Annotated in this window: 17 protein-coding genes; 5 read left to right on the top strand and 12 right to left on the bottom strand. The window is 65.7% G+C overall.

All coding sequences use genetic code 11. The features are described 5' to 3' along the window. Window positions 1-90: 90 nt before the first annotated feature. The gene (locus ASE14_RS16185; protein WP_056657334.1) at window positions 91-294 is read right to left on the bottom strand and encodes a hypothetical protein; all 204 of its coding nucleotides are present in this window, start codon (window positions 292-294) and stop codon (window positions 91-93) included. Window positions 295-395: 101 nt separating this feature from the next. On the opposite strand from ASE14_RS16185, the gene ASE14_RS16190 reads away from it, so the two are divergent. Next, a complete protein-coding gene (locus ASE14_RS16190) occupies window positions 396-758 on the top strand; it encodes a hypothetical protein (protein ID WP_200953368.1) in 363 nt (120 codons plus the stop codon). Here ASE14_RS16190 and ASE14_RS16195 read toward each other — a convergent pair. After that, window positions 706-1,836 carry a peptidoglycan-binding protein gene (locus ASE14_RS16195; protein WP_235511444.1) on the bottom strand — a complete coding sequence of 377 codons (1,131 nt, stop codon included), beginning with the start codon at window positions 1,834-1,836 and terminating at the stop codon, window positions 706-708. The two genes, ASE14_RS16190 and ASE14_RS16195, sit on opposite strands and share 53 nt — an antisense overlap. Before the next feature lie 160 nt (window positions 1,837-1,996). Here ASE14_RS16195 and ASE14_RS16200 point away from each other — a divergent pair, with 160 nt between their 5' ends. Further along, the gene (locus tag ASE14_RS16200; RefSeq protein WP_056657342.1) at window positions 1,997-2,404 is read left to right on the top strand and encodes a VOC family protein; all 408 of its coding nucleotides are present in this window, start codon (window positions 1,997-1,999) and stop codon (window positions 2,402-2,404) included. Between the two features lie 70 nt (window positions 2,405-2,474). Continuing rightward, window positions 2,475-2,840, top strand: a complete 366-nt coding sequence (locus tag ASE14_RS16205) for a hypothetical protein (RefSeq protein WP_056657344.1) — start codon at window positions 2,475-2,477, stop codon at window positions 2,838-2,840. 27 nt (window positions 2,841-2,867) lie between these two features. On the opposite strand, the gene ASE14_RS16210 is transcribed toward ASE14_RS16205, so the two are convergent. The 8 genes from ASE14_RS16210 to nrdH form a co-directional block, all read right to left on the bottom strand. Continuing rightward, on the bottom strand, window positions 2,868-4,100 hold the full coding sequence (locus tag ASE14_RS16210; protein ID WP_056657347.1) for a glycosyltransferase: 1,233 nt from the start codon (window positions 4,098-4,100) through the stop codon (window positions 2,868-2,870). 62 nt (window positions 4,101-4,162) lie between these two features. Then, window positions 4,163-5,266 (bottom strand): hypothetical protein, encoded by a 1,104-nt coding sequence (locus ASE14_RS16215; protein ID WP_235511445.1) that lies wholly within the window; start codon window positions 5,264-5,266, stop codon window positions 4,163-4,165. Window positions 5,267-5,590: 324 nt separating this feature from the next. Beyond that, entirely contained in the window at window positions 5,591-5,764 is a 174-nt protein-coding gene (locus ASE14_RS20695; protein ID WP_157373048.1) for a hypothetical protein, read from the bottom strand. 42 nt (window positions 5,765-5,806) lie between these two features. Continuing rightward, window positions 5,807-5,965, bottom strand: coding sequence for a hypothetical protein (locus ASE14_RS20830; protein ID WP_162257748.1), 159 nt, complete (start codon window positions 5,963-5,965; stop codon window positions 5,807-5,809). A gap of 449 nt (window positions 5,966-6,414) precedes the next feature. After that, window positions 6,415-7,437 carry a class 1b ribonucleoside-diphosphate reductase subunit beta gene (gene nrdF / locus ASE14_RS16220; RefSeq protein WP_056657353.1) on the bottom strand — a complete coding sequence of 341 codons (1,023 nt, stop codon included), beginning with the start codon at window positions 7,435-7,437 and terminating at the stop codon, window positions 6,415-6,417. 91 nt (window positions 7,438-7,528) lie between these two features. Beyond that, the gene (nrdE, locus tag ASE14_RS16225; RefSeq protein WP_056657355.1) at window positions 7,529-9,634 is read right to left on the bottom strand and encodes a class 1b ribonucleoside-diphosphate reductase subunit alpha; all 2,106 of its coding nucleotides are present in this window, start codon (window positions 9,632-9,634) and stop codon (window positions 7,529-7,531) included. A gap of 32 nt (window positions 9,635-9,666) precedes the next feature. Further along, window positions 9,667-10,083, bottom strand: coding sequence for a class Ib ribonucleoside-diphosphate reductase assembly flavoprotein NrdI (gene nrdI / locus ASE14_RS16230; protein WP_056657358.1), 417 nt, complete (start codon window positions 10,081-10,083; stop codon window positions 9,667-9,669). A gap of 60 nt (window positions 10,084-10,143) precedes the next feature. Then, entirely contained in the window at window positions 10,144-10,377 is a 234-nt protein-coding gene (nrdH, locus tag ASE14_RS16235) for a glutaredoxin-like protein NrdH (RefSeq protein WP_026481845.1), read from the bottom strand. Window positions 10,378-10,785: 408 nt separating this feature from the next. On the opposite strand from nrdH, the gene ASE14_RS16240 reads away from it, so the two are divergent. Continuing rightward, complete coding sequence (locus tag ASE14_RS16240; RefSeq protein WP_056657362.1) at window positions 10,786-11,586, top strand: alpha/beta fold hydrolase; 801 nt, start codon at window positions 10,786-10,788, stop codon at window positions 11,584-11,586. A 116-nt stretch (window positions 11,587-11,702) separates the two neighbouring features. Here ASE14_RS16240 and ASE14_RS16245 read toward each other — a convergent pair whose 3' ends face one another. Then, entirely contained in the window at window positions 11,703-12,287 is a 585-nt protein-coding gene (locus tag ASE14_RS16245; protein WP_056657366.1) for an HhH-GPD-type base excision DNA repair protein, read from the bottom strand. Between the two features lie 136 nt (window positions 12,288-12,423). Between ASE14_RS16245 and ASE14_RS16250 the strand changes: the two genes are divergently transcribed. Next, window positions 12,424-12,807 carry a glyoxalase superfamily protein gene (locus ASE14_RS16250; protein WP_056657370.1) on the top strand — a complete coding sequence of 128 codons (384 nt, stop codon included), beginning with the start codon at window positions 12,424-12,426 and terminating at the stop codon, window positions 12,805-12,807. 102 nt (window positions 12,808-12,909) lie between these two features. Here the strand turns inward: ASE14_RS16250 and ASE14_RS16255 are convergent, their stop codons facing one another. After that, window positions 12,910-14,022 carry a sugar-binding protein gene (locus tag ASE14_RS16255; RefSeq protein WP_056657373.1) on the bottom strand — a complete coding sequence of 371 codons (1,113 nt, stop codon included), beginning with the start codon at window positions 14,020-14,022 and terminating at the stop codon, window positions 12,910-12,912. Between the last annotated feature and the right edge of the window lie 56 nt (window positions 14,023-14,078).

The raw sequence follows: 14,078 nt of genomic DNA on the forward strand, positions 1-14,078 counted from the left end.
CGAGGCAGTCTCGCAGCACCTTGCCTTCGCCGTCGATTCACGCGCGGAGGTCGTCCCCGATCCAGAAGATGTGGATTGGCGAGCAGGGGTCTAGTGCTTCTTGTGCGCGGCATCCCCCTGGTGCCAGGCGCCCGCCTTGTGCGCCTGGTCTGCCTTGTGCGCCTCTTGCACCGCATCGGATGCGGCGCTCATGTCGTGTTCGTGCTCCTTGGCGTGCTTCTCAGCGCGCTTCTCCTTGAGCGTCTTGGTGGCCGGCTTCTTGACGTGATGATCGTGCGGTGATTTGTCAGGCATGATCTCTCCCCAATTACCCACTGTACGCCTCACTCCGGCGGTTCGGACGGTTCGCTCCAGCGCGAGATCGCGCGGGCGATGCGCACGCTACAGTTCAGGCCATGAAGGCCTACGAAACCGGTCATGCGGAGCCGGGTGAATACCTCGCTTCGCCGATCTACAGGGTCAACTTCTGGGAACGGCCCGCGCCGGGATTCGCGTTCAATCTTGACGCCTTCGTGCTCGTCGATGCTTCGGGCGTGGATGAGGTACTTCAGTGGGCCGCCAGCGGGGCACGCGGCCGCACCTATGAGGTCATGGTCGAGGCAGCAGAAGAGCCAGTCGAACCTGGACTGCAGATCCGAACGGCAGCGCTACTTCGCCTCGCCGGCGAGAACCCGAACGAAGTGACGCGCCAGGAGCCGCCGCGTCTCAGCCCGCCGGCGGCGTCGCCGACGGACTCGGCGCGGCATCCGGTGCCGTGAGCTCGGCGATCGCGCGCTCGAAGGCGGCGATCGTCGCGGCATCGACCGCGCCCGTCGGTTCGACGCCGAGCTCGGTCTGGAACGCCTGCAGCGCTGCGGTGAGTTCGTCCGTCCACACCCCGTCGACCGGGCCGTCCCAGAAGCCGACGAGCTTCAGCGTCTGCTGCACGGCGGCCGTCGACGCCAGCGAATCCTGAGCGGCAGCGCCGCCGAGCGCCACGAGTTCGGCCTGGAGCGCCGCGGCCGTCGCCTTATCGACCGTGCCCGTGACCGGCAGGCCGTTGGCCTCCTGGAGGTCTTCGATCGCCTGCACGGTCAGCGGCCCCGAGACGCCGTCGACGGCGCCGGTGTAGTACCCGGCCGTGGCGAGGTCCTGCTGCAGGGCGAACGTGTACGCACTGACCGCTGCCACAGCCTGCACCTGCTGATCGTCGGTGAGGCATCCGGCATCGGCGAAGAGCCTGAGCCACGCCATCTCGAGCGCGACCACTGCGCTGTTGAACTGCTCGGATGCGTCGGCCAGGGGCGTCTGCTCGGTGACGCCTGCTTGCACGTCATCGAAGTCGGCTTCGGCCTGCTTCACCCGGTCGACGGAGGCTGCCGGGGCCAGCGGCGTGCTGCTCGGGGCCGCGGTCGGAACGACCGAGGGTGTGCCGGATGGCCCCGCCTCGGCCGTGGCCAGCGCCGCCTGCGCCTCGACGAGCTCCTGTTGGGCCGCCACGAGCGCCTGCTGCGCGTCGACCGCGGCTTCGGCACCGTCGAACGCGTCATCGCGGGGATCGGCGAGATCGGCGCCCGCCGTCTGGACGTCGCCGACGGTGGGCGCGGTGTCGTTCAGCACGTCGCCGTACTGATCGAGCGCGTCGATGTAGTCACGACTCGCGCCGCAGAACTCCTCGGATGCCGCGTCGAACTCGGTCTGAGCGCTCGCCACCGCCTTCTCCTTCGCGGTGACCTGCGCCTTGGCCCGGTCGACACTGTCGGCACCCTCGGCGCATCCCGCGAGTCCCATCACGGCGAGGATCGAGACCATGGCAGTTGCGAGGAGTCCCGACATCCTCGCGCGATCTGTGTTCACGCATATCCCCCGATCATGTGGTGAAACTTGCTCACATCATGGCACCGGGGCGGGTCGCGGCGCGTGACATTCAGAGTTGTCTTTGCGATCACGGCCGGCGAACCGCATCCGCGGCGGGTCGAGGTTGCGCACGAACGCGCCGGGGTTGGAGGATGTTCGAATGTCTCTCTTCGACCATCTGGGAATCTCCGTCGATGATCTGCCCCGCTCGATCGAACAGTTCGACCCGGTGATGCAGGCGCTCGGATGCACTCGGCAGGATGCCGACAACGGCGTCTCCTGGTACAAGGGCGAGGAGGAGCTGATCCTCTTCCCCGCCCGCGAAGCGGGCAGCGGACCGCACCGGCACGGGCGGGTCGGCTTCCAGCACCTCGCCTTCCCCGTCGATTCACGCGCGGAGGTCGATCGCCTGCACGACATCGCGATCGGCGCCGGGTGGACCGCCGTGCGCGAGCCCAAGCCGTATCCGCGGTTCAACGAGCGCTACTACGCGGCCTTCGTCGAAGAAGACAACGGCATCCGCCTCGAGTTCATGCACAACCCGCCCAAAGAACCCGTCGCCGACTGAACTCACCAGCGACTGAGCTCGCCCTCGGCGGGCGCGCTCACCCACAACCACCGCAACGGAAGGAAGCCCCATGGCAGTGTTCGATGAGTCCGGAAACGACTCCACCAGCTACCCGCCCTGTGTCCTGCACGACGCTCGAGCCGAGGGCGGGCAGGTCTTCGTGGCCTTCGGCGAGGCCGCGTACCCGCCGCTCGTCGCGCTCGGATACCCCACCGACGGTCACGCGATGCGCAGCCTCGTCATCGCTGCGCGAGAACACGCGGGCCTTGCCGGCGAGCCCGACGAGATCATGTACGAAGCCGAGTTCGACCAGTGCTACCTCATCATCGACACCCTCGACGAGGCGGACACCACGGCCTCCGTGATCAGCCGGGCATTCCAGGATGCCGGCACCCTCGGGCAGATCGTCGACACCGCAACCAAGCAGAACCGCTAGCCGGCGCGATACCGACCGGACCCGACGTCACTCGGTGCCGTCGACTGCTCGTTCGATCAGCCGGGCCGAGGCCGCAGCACCGTCCGCGCCGCGATACGCCTCGCAGACCTCGTCGGCGGCTGCCCGGATCCCCGGGTCGTCGAGCACACGGCGCACCGCGTCGAGGAACTCGGGCCGGCCCACGTGCTTCGGAGACACGGCGATCGCGTTGCCGCGCCGCTCGCAACTGTGCACGTGCCAGGTCTGCTCGGGCTGGAGGCCCATGCCGACGAACGGCACGCCCGTGGCGCACGCGGTCTGCACGGTGCCCTGCCCGCCGTGCAGTACCGCGGCGTCGACCAGCCCGCCCAGGTGGTGCGCCGGCAGCAGCTCGGTGACGTGCACGTTCGCCGGCACCTCGTCGCCGGGTTCGAGGTAGTGCCGGATCGGCGCGACGACGTTGATCGGCAGCGTTCCGAGAGCGCGAGCGGCATCGAGCGCCAGCCGACGGTCGGCGGATGACCCGAGCCCGAGATAGACGAGCGGCTCGGGCGCTGCGGCGAGCTCGACGACGATTTCGGGCATCGGCGACTCGAGGCGGGCGAAGATCGGCCCGACGAGTTCGAATCCGTCGGGGAGTTCGAACCCCTCCATCTCCCACGGCATCTCGGTGATGAGGTTCCGGTCGGCGAGGAGCAAGTCGGAGACGGTGCGCAGCGGAGGGACGCCGTTCGCCTTCGCGACGGTCTTGAAGGCGCGCGGCGCGAGTGGCGCCGAGTTGTAGATCCACCGGAAGAACGAGGTCGCCACCCGGTCGGCGGCGCGCGCGAGCCATCCGCTTCCGCCGATGAGTCCGAGGTGCTTGGACTGCGCGACCTGCGGACGCGTGAGCGGGAACGGCACCGGGTAGAACAGCGGAACGCCCTCGGCGCGGGCCGAGATGAACGAGGTGAGGTTCGATCCCGTGACGACGGCGGCCGCGCCGAGCTCGCGGATCATCCGGCGCTCGAGTTCGACTCGCGCCCCGACCAGCTCCGACGTGAAGGGGCTGCGGAACGAGCGCCCCTGATCGAACGCGATCGCTTGGTCGCGCTGCGCCCGGGTCCACGACGGCTCGCACGCGTGGTAGTCGAACCCCGCGTCGCGGATGAGGTCGACGAAGTCCGTCTCGTACCCCATGAACACCACGCGATGCGCCGGGTCGAGGGCCTGCGCCACCTGGATCATGCGCGTCGTCTCGGCGAGGTTGAACGTCACCGGGCAGAACAGAACCGTGGCCATGCAAAGACGTTAGCGTGGCGCCCGAACCGTCGATCGGCCGACACCCGCACGACTGGCGGATGCTACGGAGCGGGGTAGTACCCGACCCGGTCACCGCTCCACGTGCCGATCCAGACTTCGTCGTCGACGGCGAGTGCGGTGGACGCCTTCTGCAACCAGACATCCACCGGGTAGCCGGCGACCTTCGTCGCGGTGAGATCGGACGGAGTGATCTCGAACACGCTCCACCCGGTGCCCGGCGACGAGTTCACGCCGGCAACGAGCAGGGTTCCGTCCTCGGTCCAGCGCAGGTTGTCCGGCGCGATGTCGACGGGAGTGCTCACCTTGGCAGCGGGACTCGCGCTGCGGTCGAACTGAACGATCTCGTCGGTTCCGTAGGCCGTCACGAAGATGTAGCGCTCGTCAGCGGACACCTCGATGCCGTTCGCGCCCGACAGTTCGGTACCCGGCACCGCAGTCACTGATCCGCCCGGATGCCACTCGTAGACCCCGCCGTTGACCTCGCCGCGATCGATCGCCCCGAAGCGGTCTGCGTTGGTCGGGTCGAGGAACTTCGTGGTCACGAAGCCGCCGTCAGAGAGCATGGCCACGGAGTTGGCGTACACGTCCGACGGCAAGGGCACGCAGCCGACCCAGGTGGGCTGCGGCTTGTCGCCCGTCGCGTCGATCTCCCAGGCTTGGATCGCCTCGACGGCGCCGTGCGTGGTCGCATAGAGACGGAACATCCCCGGCGCGGTCTCGCGGATGGAGAGCCCGTGCACCTCGAGGTGTTCGAGGTCGATCGACGGGCAGTTCGGGAACATCGTCGCGTCATTGCTCAGGGCGGGGGTCTCGCCGGGGAAGAACTCCTCGGCGACCTTCTCCTCGGAGTCGATCAGGGAGATCTTGCCCGCACCGGGAGTCCCGCCGGCCACCAGGTTCGATGCAAGCAGCCATGGGGTCGTGCCCACACGCACGAGGTCCTCGGCGTTCTGCAGCCCGCAGACGTAACTGATCGTCTCCTCAGCGTCGCACTCCGGTTCAGCGGATGCGCTCGCGCTGCTCGCCCCGTCGTCGCCCTGTTCGGTATCGCCCGGTGCGGTGCATCCCGCGATCAGCGCTGTCGTCGCGCCGATCAAGATCAGTAGATGCAGTCCCCGCAGTCTCCGCATGTTCTCGGCCATCATCGCTTCCGATGCTCGGCTTCAGAATTCGACACCGGGCCACGTGGAACCGGTGGAACTCCCCCGCTCCGAGGCTAGGCCTCGGCCGTCCGGCCGACAAGGCCGGGCGACCGGCCTCCATCAGTTGGGAGAACGTGGGCGCTGCAGCGCGCCGTCCGCAACCGTGCACGCCGAGCATCAATTTTCACAAACGCCGGTTTGTGAGCGCTGTCAGTATGGAGGTTTACTGACGGTTACCCATTTGAAGGCTGACGGCAGAGAACCACGCGGACCGTGCCTGAGCTCTGGGCGGTCGGGCGCACCTTCGCGGAGCCGTCCAGTGCGGACCTACTTCCTGGCGTCGCCGCCCGTTGCCTCGTGGATCTTGTCCCCGGCTTTCTGCACGGCATCCTGGACGGCATCGGTGACGTCGTCGATCTTGTCTTCCACCGCATCAACCACTCGCTCTGTCACGTTCTTCGTGCCCTGAGCGGCCTTCTTGATGCTCTCTCCTGCGGTCATCGCGACCTTCTCTCCAATACGTCGCCCAGCCAGGACGGCGCGCTAGCGTCGGGCGTCGACGGCACGCTGCCGGACGATTCCGAAAACGAGAGTGCCGATGAAGAGAACGATCCCGATCACACCCAGCCAGAGCAGGCCTTCGAAAACGAACCCAACGATCGACAACACCGCCCAAATCACTAGCAAGATGACGACCACCATCCACATACCCTCAGGTTACGCTCCTTCACTCCGAAGGGCACCGGCAACGGCAGTGTTCAGAAACGACGGCGGCTCGGCGCTGCAGCTCGCGATACACCGTGGTCCGTGAGATCAGAGTCACGGCTTCAAATCGTTTGGCCAGAGACGAACGCCCAGCCCATCCTCCAGTCGCGCTGTTGTGCAGACAGGCCGTACGCGGCCAACAAGGATGCCACGCCACGTTTCGATTCACCCCACAGGCAGCGGCCGATTCCCGGATGCTCCTGTCCCCCACAGCAACGCTGAGGTCTCGTAACGAGTTGCCGTGCAACGGCTGCCGCCGGATCACTCGACTCGCCGTTGGGCCACGGTAAGACGAGATCAACTGGACGATCACGAGCTGTGCCGACCATAGAACGCACTCTTACTCAAAGAGGCATGAGTTTACTCAAAGAGGCATGAGTTTCAGACTAGAAGTCCCAGTCCTCATCCTCGGTGACCACGGCCTTGCCGATCACGTACGACGAGCCACTTCCCGAGAAGAAGTCGTGGTTCTCGTCGGCGTTCGGCGAGAGCGCCGAGAGGATCGCCGGGTTCACGTCGGTGACGGTCTTCGGGAACATCGGCTCGTAGCCGAGGTTCATGAGGGCCTTGTTGGCGTTGTAGTGCAGGAACTTCTTGACGTCTTCGGTCAGGCCGACGCCGTCGTAGAGGTCCTGCGTGTACTGCACCTCGTTGTCGTAGAGCTCGTAGAGCAGCGAGAACGTGTAGTCCTTCAGGTCGTCGCGCTCCTCCTGCGAGAGCTTCTCGAGCCCCTTCTGGAACTTGTAGCCGATGTAGTACCCGTGCACGGCCTCGTCGCGGATGATGAGGCGGATGAGGTCGGCCGTGTTGGTGAGCTTCGCCCGGCTCGACCAGTACATCGGCAGGTAGAAGCCCGAGTAGAACAGGAACGACTCGAGCAGCGTCGAGGCGACCTTGCGCTTCAGCGGGGAGTCGCCCTGGTAGTACTCCATGACGATCGCGGCCTTCTTCTGAAGGTTCTCGTTCTCGACCGACCAGCGGAAGGCGTCGTCGATGTCCTTCGTCGAGCACAGCGTCGAGAAGATCGAGGAGTAGCTCTTCGCGTGCACCGACTCCATGAACGCGATGTTCGTGTAGACGGCCTCTTCATGCGGCGTGATCGCGTCGGGGATGAGCGAGACCGCGCCGACCGTGCCCTGGATCGTGTCGAGCAGCGTGAGCCCTGTGAACACGCGCATCGTCAGCACCTGCTCGTCGCGGGTCAACGTGTTCCACGACTGGATGTCGTTCGACAGCGGGATCTTCTCGGGCAGCCAGAAGTTGTTGACCAGACGGTTCCAGACCTCGAGGTCCTTGTCATCCTGGATGCGGTTCCAGTTGATCGCATTGACGTGGCTGACCAGCTTCAGCTTGCCGCCCGTGTGGGCGGGGTCGTTGCTGGCGGAGTTCACCGGGTCTGTGAGAGTCATGTCTGTTCCTTCTGAGCGGATGTCTCGTGGCTGCTGTCTTGAAGTGCTGGGGGTTTCGAGACGGGCGCTGGGCGCCCTCCTCAACCCACGACTACAACATGCAGCTGACGCACTCGGTCATGTCCGTGCCCTCGAGCGCGAGCTGACGCAGGCGGATGTAGTAGATCGTCTTGATCCCCTTCTTCCATGCGTAGATCTGCGCCTTGTTGATGTCGCGCGTCGTCGCCGTGTCCTTGAAGAACAGGGTGAGCGAGAGGCCCTGGTCGACGTGCTGCGTCGCCGCGGCGTAGGTGTCGATGACCTTCTCGTAGCCGATCTCGTACGCGTCCTGGTAGTACTCCAGGTTGTCGTTCGTCATGAACGCAGCCGGGTAGTAGACGCGACCGAGCTTGCCCTCTTTACGGATCTCGATCTTCGACGCGATCGGGTGGATCGAGGCCGTCGAGTTGTTGATGTACGAGATCGAACCGGTCGGCGGCACGGCCTGCAGGTTCTGGTTGTAGATGCCGTGCTCCTGGATGGAGGCCTTCAGCGCCTTCCAGTCCTCCTGCGTCGGGATGTGCACGTTCGAGTCGGCGAAGAGCTGCGTGACCTTCGCGGTCGCGGGCACCCACGCGGCATCCGTGTACTTGTCGAAGAACTCGCCCGAGGCGTACTTCGAGTCCTCGAAGCCGACGAACGTCTCGCCGCGCTCCTCGGCGATGGCGTTCGACGCGCGCAGCGCGTGGAACAGCACCGTGTAGAAGTAGATGTTCGTGAAGTCGATGCCCTCTTCGCTGCCGTAGAAGATGCGCTCACGGGCGAGGTAGCCGTGCAGGTTCATCTGGCCGAGGCCGATGGCGTGCGACTTGTCGTTGCCGTCTTCGATCGAACGCACCGAGGTGATGTGGCTCATGTTCGACACGGCGGTGAGACCGCGGATGGCGGTGTCGACCGTCTTGCCGAAGTCGGGCGAGTCCATCGTGAGCGCGATGTTCAGCGAGCCGAGGTTGCACGAGATGTCCTTGCCGATCTCGTTGTAGCTCAGGTCTTCGTTGTACGTCGTCGGCGTGTTGACCTGCAGGATCTCGGAGCACAGGTTCGACATGTTGATGCGGCCCTTGATGGGGTTCGCCTTGTTCACCGTGTCCTCGAACACGATGTAGGGGTAGCCGCTCTCGAACTGGATCTCGGCGATCGTCTGGAAGAACTCGCGCGCGTTGATCTTGGTCTTCTTGATGCGCGGGTTGTCGACCATCTCGCGGTACTTCTCGGTGACCGAGATGTCACCGAACGGCTTGCCGTAGACCTTCTCGACGTCGTACGGCGAGAAGAGGTACATGTCTTCGCCGTTCTTGGCGAGCTCGAACGTGATGTCGGGCACGACGACGCCGAGCGACAGTGTCTTGATGCGGATCTTCTCGTCGGCGTTCTCGCGCTTGGTGTCGAGGAACCGCATGATGTCGGGGTGGTGCGCGTTCAGGTACACCGCGCCGGCGCCCTGGCGGGCACCGAGCTGGTTGGCATAGCTGAAGGAGTCCTCGAGGAGCTTCATCACGGGGATGATGCCGCTCGACTGGTTCTCGATCTGCTTGATCGGGGCGCCGGCCTCGCGGATGTTGGAGAGCGAGAGCGCCACGCCGCCGCCGCGCTTGGAGAGCTGCAGGGCGGAGTTGATGCCGCGCGAGATCGACTCCATGTTGTCTTCGATGCGGAGCAGGAAGCAGGAGACGAGCTCGCCGCGCTGGGCCTTGCCCGTGTTGAGGAAGGTCGGGGTTGCGGGCTGGAAGCGGCCGCCGATGATCTCCTCGACGAGGTTGACGGCGAGCTTCTCGTCGCCCTGTGCGAGGCCGAGCGCGGTCATGACGACGCGGTCCTCGAAGCGCTCGAGGTAGCGCTTGCCGTCGAACGTCTTCAGCGTGTAGCTCGTGTAGTACTTGAACGCGCCGAGGAAGGTCTCGAAGCGGAACTTCTTCGAGTAGGCCAGCTCGTTGAGCTTGGTGATGAACTCGAACGAGTACTGGTCGAGCACGGCCTGCTCGTAGTACTCCTTCTCGACGAGGTAGTCGAGGCGCTCCTTCAGCGAGTGGAAGAAGACGGTGTTCTGGTTGACGTGCTGCAGGAAGTACTCGCGCGCCGCCTCACGGTCTTTGTCGAACTGGATCTCCCCGTTCGGACCGTAGAGGTTCAGCATGGCGTTCAGCGAGTGGTAATCCATGCCGCTCGCCGATCGCGGTGCGTCGATGAGCGCTACGCCGTCAGTTGCTGCTGCGTTTGCCAAAATGCGTCCAATCCATCATTGACGGCGCGAACGTCGTCTGGTGTTCCGAATACTTCGAAGCGGTAGAGGTGCGGCACCCCGGTCTTGGCGGCGATGACGTCGCCGGCCAGACCGAAGGCCGTACCGAAGTTGGTGTTGCCCGCGCTGATCACGCCGCGGATGTACGAGCGGTTGCCGGGGTCGTTCAAGAAGCGGATGACCTGCTTCGGCACGGCGCCTTTGCCGTCGCCGCCGCCATAGGTCGGCACGACGAGCACGTAGGGCTCGTCGACGTGCAGCGCTGCTTCACGCGCATACAGCGGGATGCGGGCCGCAGGGCGGCCGAGCTTCTCGATGAAGCGCTTCGTGTTGCCCGAGACGCTCGAGAAGTAGACCAGATTCGTCATGGTGCGTCCTTCGCGACTGCGTTCCCCACCGGTTCACTCCCCCGAGTTCACCGGTGCTCGCTATGCGAGGCGTGAGGCGAGTTCGTCGATCTTGTCGGGACGGAATCCCGACCAGTGGCCTTCGTCGGTGATGACGACCGGAGCCTGCAGGTAGCCCAGCTCTTTGACCTGTGCGAGGGCGTTCTCGTCGACAGAGAGGTCGAGCACTTCGTACTCGATGCCTTTACTGTCGAGGGCGCGATACGTCGCGTTGCACTGGACGCAAGAAGGCTTGGTGTAGACCGTGACCGTCATTGTTTTCCCCTCGTTCTCAGGCTCTGGAGGAGCCTGTCCCCCGGTGTTGCTTTTCGTACTTCAATACTACATCTAGTGTTCGTGGAACTCGACTGCCACAACATGCTGTAGTTACATTCGTGTAGTTATCCACCGGGTTATCCACGGGTTATGAACAGCGGATGCCTCGGTGACCGGCGGATTTCCGCGACTTCGACCGGGGTTATCCACACCCGCCGAGTTCGAAATCTCTTGCCCTGTGGACGGATGCCGGGCGTGTCGCGAATCGGAACCCTTGGGGGTGCTTCACCCCACCGACCCCTACATGTGGTGTTGTGACCCCAACACTGCCACCACCCACCGACATCACCGTGGTGCGACGCGCGGAGGCGGCGTAGCCTGACCTCGAGCGAGACGAAAGGGCATCCGATGACCGAGTTCGCGACCTCCGCCGACGGCACGCGCATCGCCTACGACCGGCAGGGCTCCGGCCCGCCCGTGATCCTCGTCGACGGGGCGATGCAATTCCGCGCGTTCGACCCGGTGACCGTCGAGATGGCGAAGGAACTCGCCGGCCACGGCTTCTCGGTCGTGCACTACGACCGGCGCGGGCGCGGTGAGAGCCCGGCGTCACCGCCGATCACGCTCGAGCAGACGCTCGACGACCTCCGCGCGCTCATCGACGAGGCCACCGAGGGCGCCGACGACGCGGTCGCCCTCTTCGGCAGCTCGTCGGGCGGGGCGATCGCACTCGCGGCCGCGGCATCCGGACTGCCGGTCTCGAAGCTCGTGCTGTGGGAGGTGCCGCTCGGTGCCGAGCTCGGCACCGATGGCGTCGAGTTCCTCGCCGGGCTGCGCGAGCGCATCACGGCCGGCGACGGCGACGCCACGATCGAGTACTTCATGAAGGACATGCCGCCCGAGTGGCTCGAGGCGGCGAAGGCCGGCCCCGGCTGGCCGATCATGACGGCACTGGGCCCGAGCCTCGAACCCGATTCCGAAGCGCTCGCCTGGACGCAGAGCGCGGCGCGGCCGGCGCTCTGGGCGGGCGTCTCCCAGCCGACCCTCGTGCTCGTCGGCGAGCAGACCCTCGACCTCATGACGCCCGCGGCCGACTCCCTCGTCGCGAGCCTGCCGCATGCCTTCCGTAGCACCGTGCCCGCCGCCGATCACGCGTGGGAGCCGAAGTCGATGGCGCTCGCGATCGCGCGCTTCCTCGTCGACGGCTGAGGCGGTCGTCTCTCAGCGAGGCCCGGTACTTCGGTACTTCGGTACCGAGTTCGCGAGACGAGAGATCGTCGCCGCCGCACTACTTCGCCCATGCCGCGCGGCACCGAGCAGCGCTGCTACGTCGTGGTCTTCGCGGCGACCTTCGCGGCGGCCTTGGCGGCCTGCTTCGTCGCCCGCACCTTGGCGAGCGACTCGCGGTCGACGATGTCGGCGACCGAGCGGAACGCCCCCTCGTCGCCGTACGACCCGGCGGCCTCGCGCCAGCCCGGCGCCTCGAGCCCGCACTGCTTGCCCAGCAGCGCGAGGAAGATCTTCGCCTTCTGGTCGCCGAAGCCCGGCAGGGCCTTGAGCCGCTTGAACACCTCGGCACCGCTCGGCTCGCCCTGCGTCCAGATCGCGGATGCCTCGCCGCCCCAGTCCTGCACGATCGCCGTCGCGAGCGCCTGCACGCGACCGGCCATCGAGCCGGGGAAGCGGTGCACCGCCGGGGTCTGCTTGAACACCCCGACGAAGGCCTCTGGATCGTAGCCCGCGATCGTCTCGGGGTCGATCGAGCCGATCCGCGTGCGGATCTTCTCGGGCCCGGCGAACGCCGACTCCATGGTCACCTGCTGGTCGAGGAGCATTCCCGTGAGCAGCGCGAACGCGTCGTCGCTGAGCAGCTCGTCGGCGGCCTGCTCCCCCGTGATGTGCAATGCCATGCGTCCATCCTTCCACTCGAGGGCCGCGGCATCCGCTGCGCTTCGAATGCGGACAGAAACCGACCGCATCGTTGTCTACCGTCGACGCAGGCGATTCGATGGGACGGATCGCACCGCACCCCTACGAGGAGTCACCATGGACTGGAAGATCGAACTCATCCACGTGCCCGTCACCGACGTCGACCGCGCGAAGGCGTTCTATGTCGACAAGCTCGGATTCAACGCCGACCACGACTACCAGGTCAGTGACGAGGTGCGGTTCGTGCAGCTCACGCCACCCGGCTCCGCATGCTCGATCGCGATCGGCACGGGGCTCGGCGGCACGCTCGAGCCGGGATCGCTCGACGTCATCCAGGTCGTCATCCCCGACGCCGACGCCGTGCTCGCCGACCTCCGCGCCAAGGGCGTCGAGGCCGAGGGCGTCGACGAGCAGGACTGGGGCCGCTTCGTCAGCGTGGCCGACCCCGACGGCAACCGCTGGACCCTGCAGGAACTGCCCGACTACAGCCAGCAGTCGTAGCTGCTTCGAGCGAGCGGATGCCGCGGCATCCGCTCGCCGTGCACACGACGACGGCCCCCGCTCCCGAAGGAGCGAGGGCCGTCGTGCTGTGAGTGGCGAGAACTAGCCCGCGTTCACGATGTCGAGGAGGTTCGGGTTGTTGGCGTACGCCTCAGCCGCGTTCTCCTTCGTCACGATGACCGGGTCCAGCAGGTACGAGGGAACGACCTTCTCGCCGTTGTTGTACTGCTCGGTGTCGTTGACGTCGACCTCTTCGCCCTTCTGGAGCTGACCGATCATCTTGATCGTCTGCTCCACGAGGAGGTTGGTGTCCTTGTTGATGGTCGAGTACTGCTCGCCCGCCATGATCGACTTGACCGACTCGACCTCGGAGTCCTGACCGGTGACGGTCACCGTCGCGATGTCCTTGCCGGCCTGCTTGGTCGAGGTGATGATCGCACGAGCGAGGTTGTCGTTCGGCGAGAGCACACCGTCGATGTTCTTGTCGCCGTAGTTCGCGGCGAGCAGCGAGTCCATGCGGCTCTGGGCGTTCTCGGCCTCCCAGCCCTGGGTCGCGGTCTGGGCGATGTCGGTCTGGCCCGAGACGACGACGAGCGTGCCGTCATCGATCTTCGGCTGGAGGACCTCCATGGCGCCATTGAAGAACACGGCCGAGTTGGCGTCGTCGGGCGAGCCCGAGAAGAGCTCGATGTTCCACGGTGCCTCGTGACCCGAACGCTCGGCGAGACCGTCGAGCAGGGCCTGGCCCTGGAGCTCGCCGACCTTGAAGTTGTCGAACGCGACGTAGTAGTCGACGTTCGGCGTGTTCTCGATCAGGCGGTCGTAGGCGATGATCTTGACGCCGGCGTCCGCGGCCTGCTGCAGCTGCGTGCCGAGCTGCTTGCCGTCCTTCGCACCGATGACGATGACCTTCGCACCGTTGGTGACCATGGCCGAGATCTGGTTCTGCTGCTCGGCGACGGTGTTCGACGCGGGTGCGTACTGCACGTCAGCCTCGAACCCGGCGTCGGCGAGGCCGTCCTCGAAGAGGCCGCCGGCCAGGACCCAGTTCTCCGACGTCTTGTCGGGCAGGGCGATGCCGATCGTCGAGTCGGCTGCGAAGCCGGCCGCACCGGTCTCACCGCCGGATTCTCCACCGCGGTCGGACGAGCAGCCGGCGAGCGCGAGTGCCGCCACTGCCGCGACCGCTGTGGCCGCAAGAGTGATTTTCTTCATTGATCTTTCACTTTCTCGATGGGAATTGCAGGACTTCTCGGATGGTGACGATGGTG

It is taken from the genome of Agromyces sp. Root81 (assembly GCF_001429165.1).
Lineage (GTDB): Bacteria > Actinomycetota > Actinomycetes > Actinomycetales > Microbacteriaceae > Agromyces.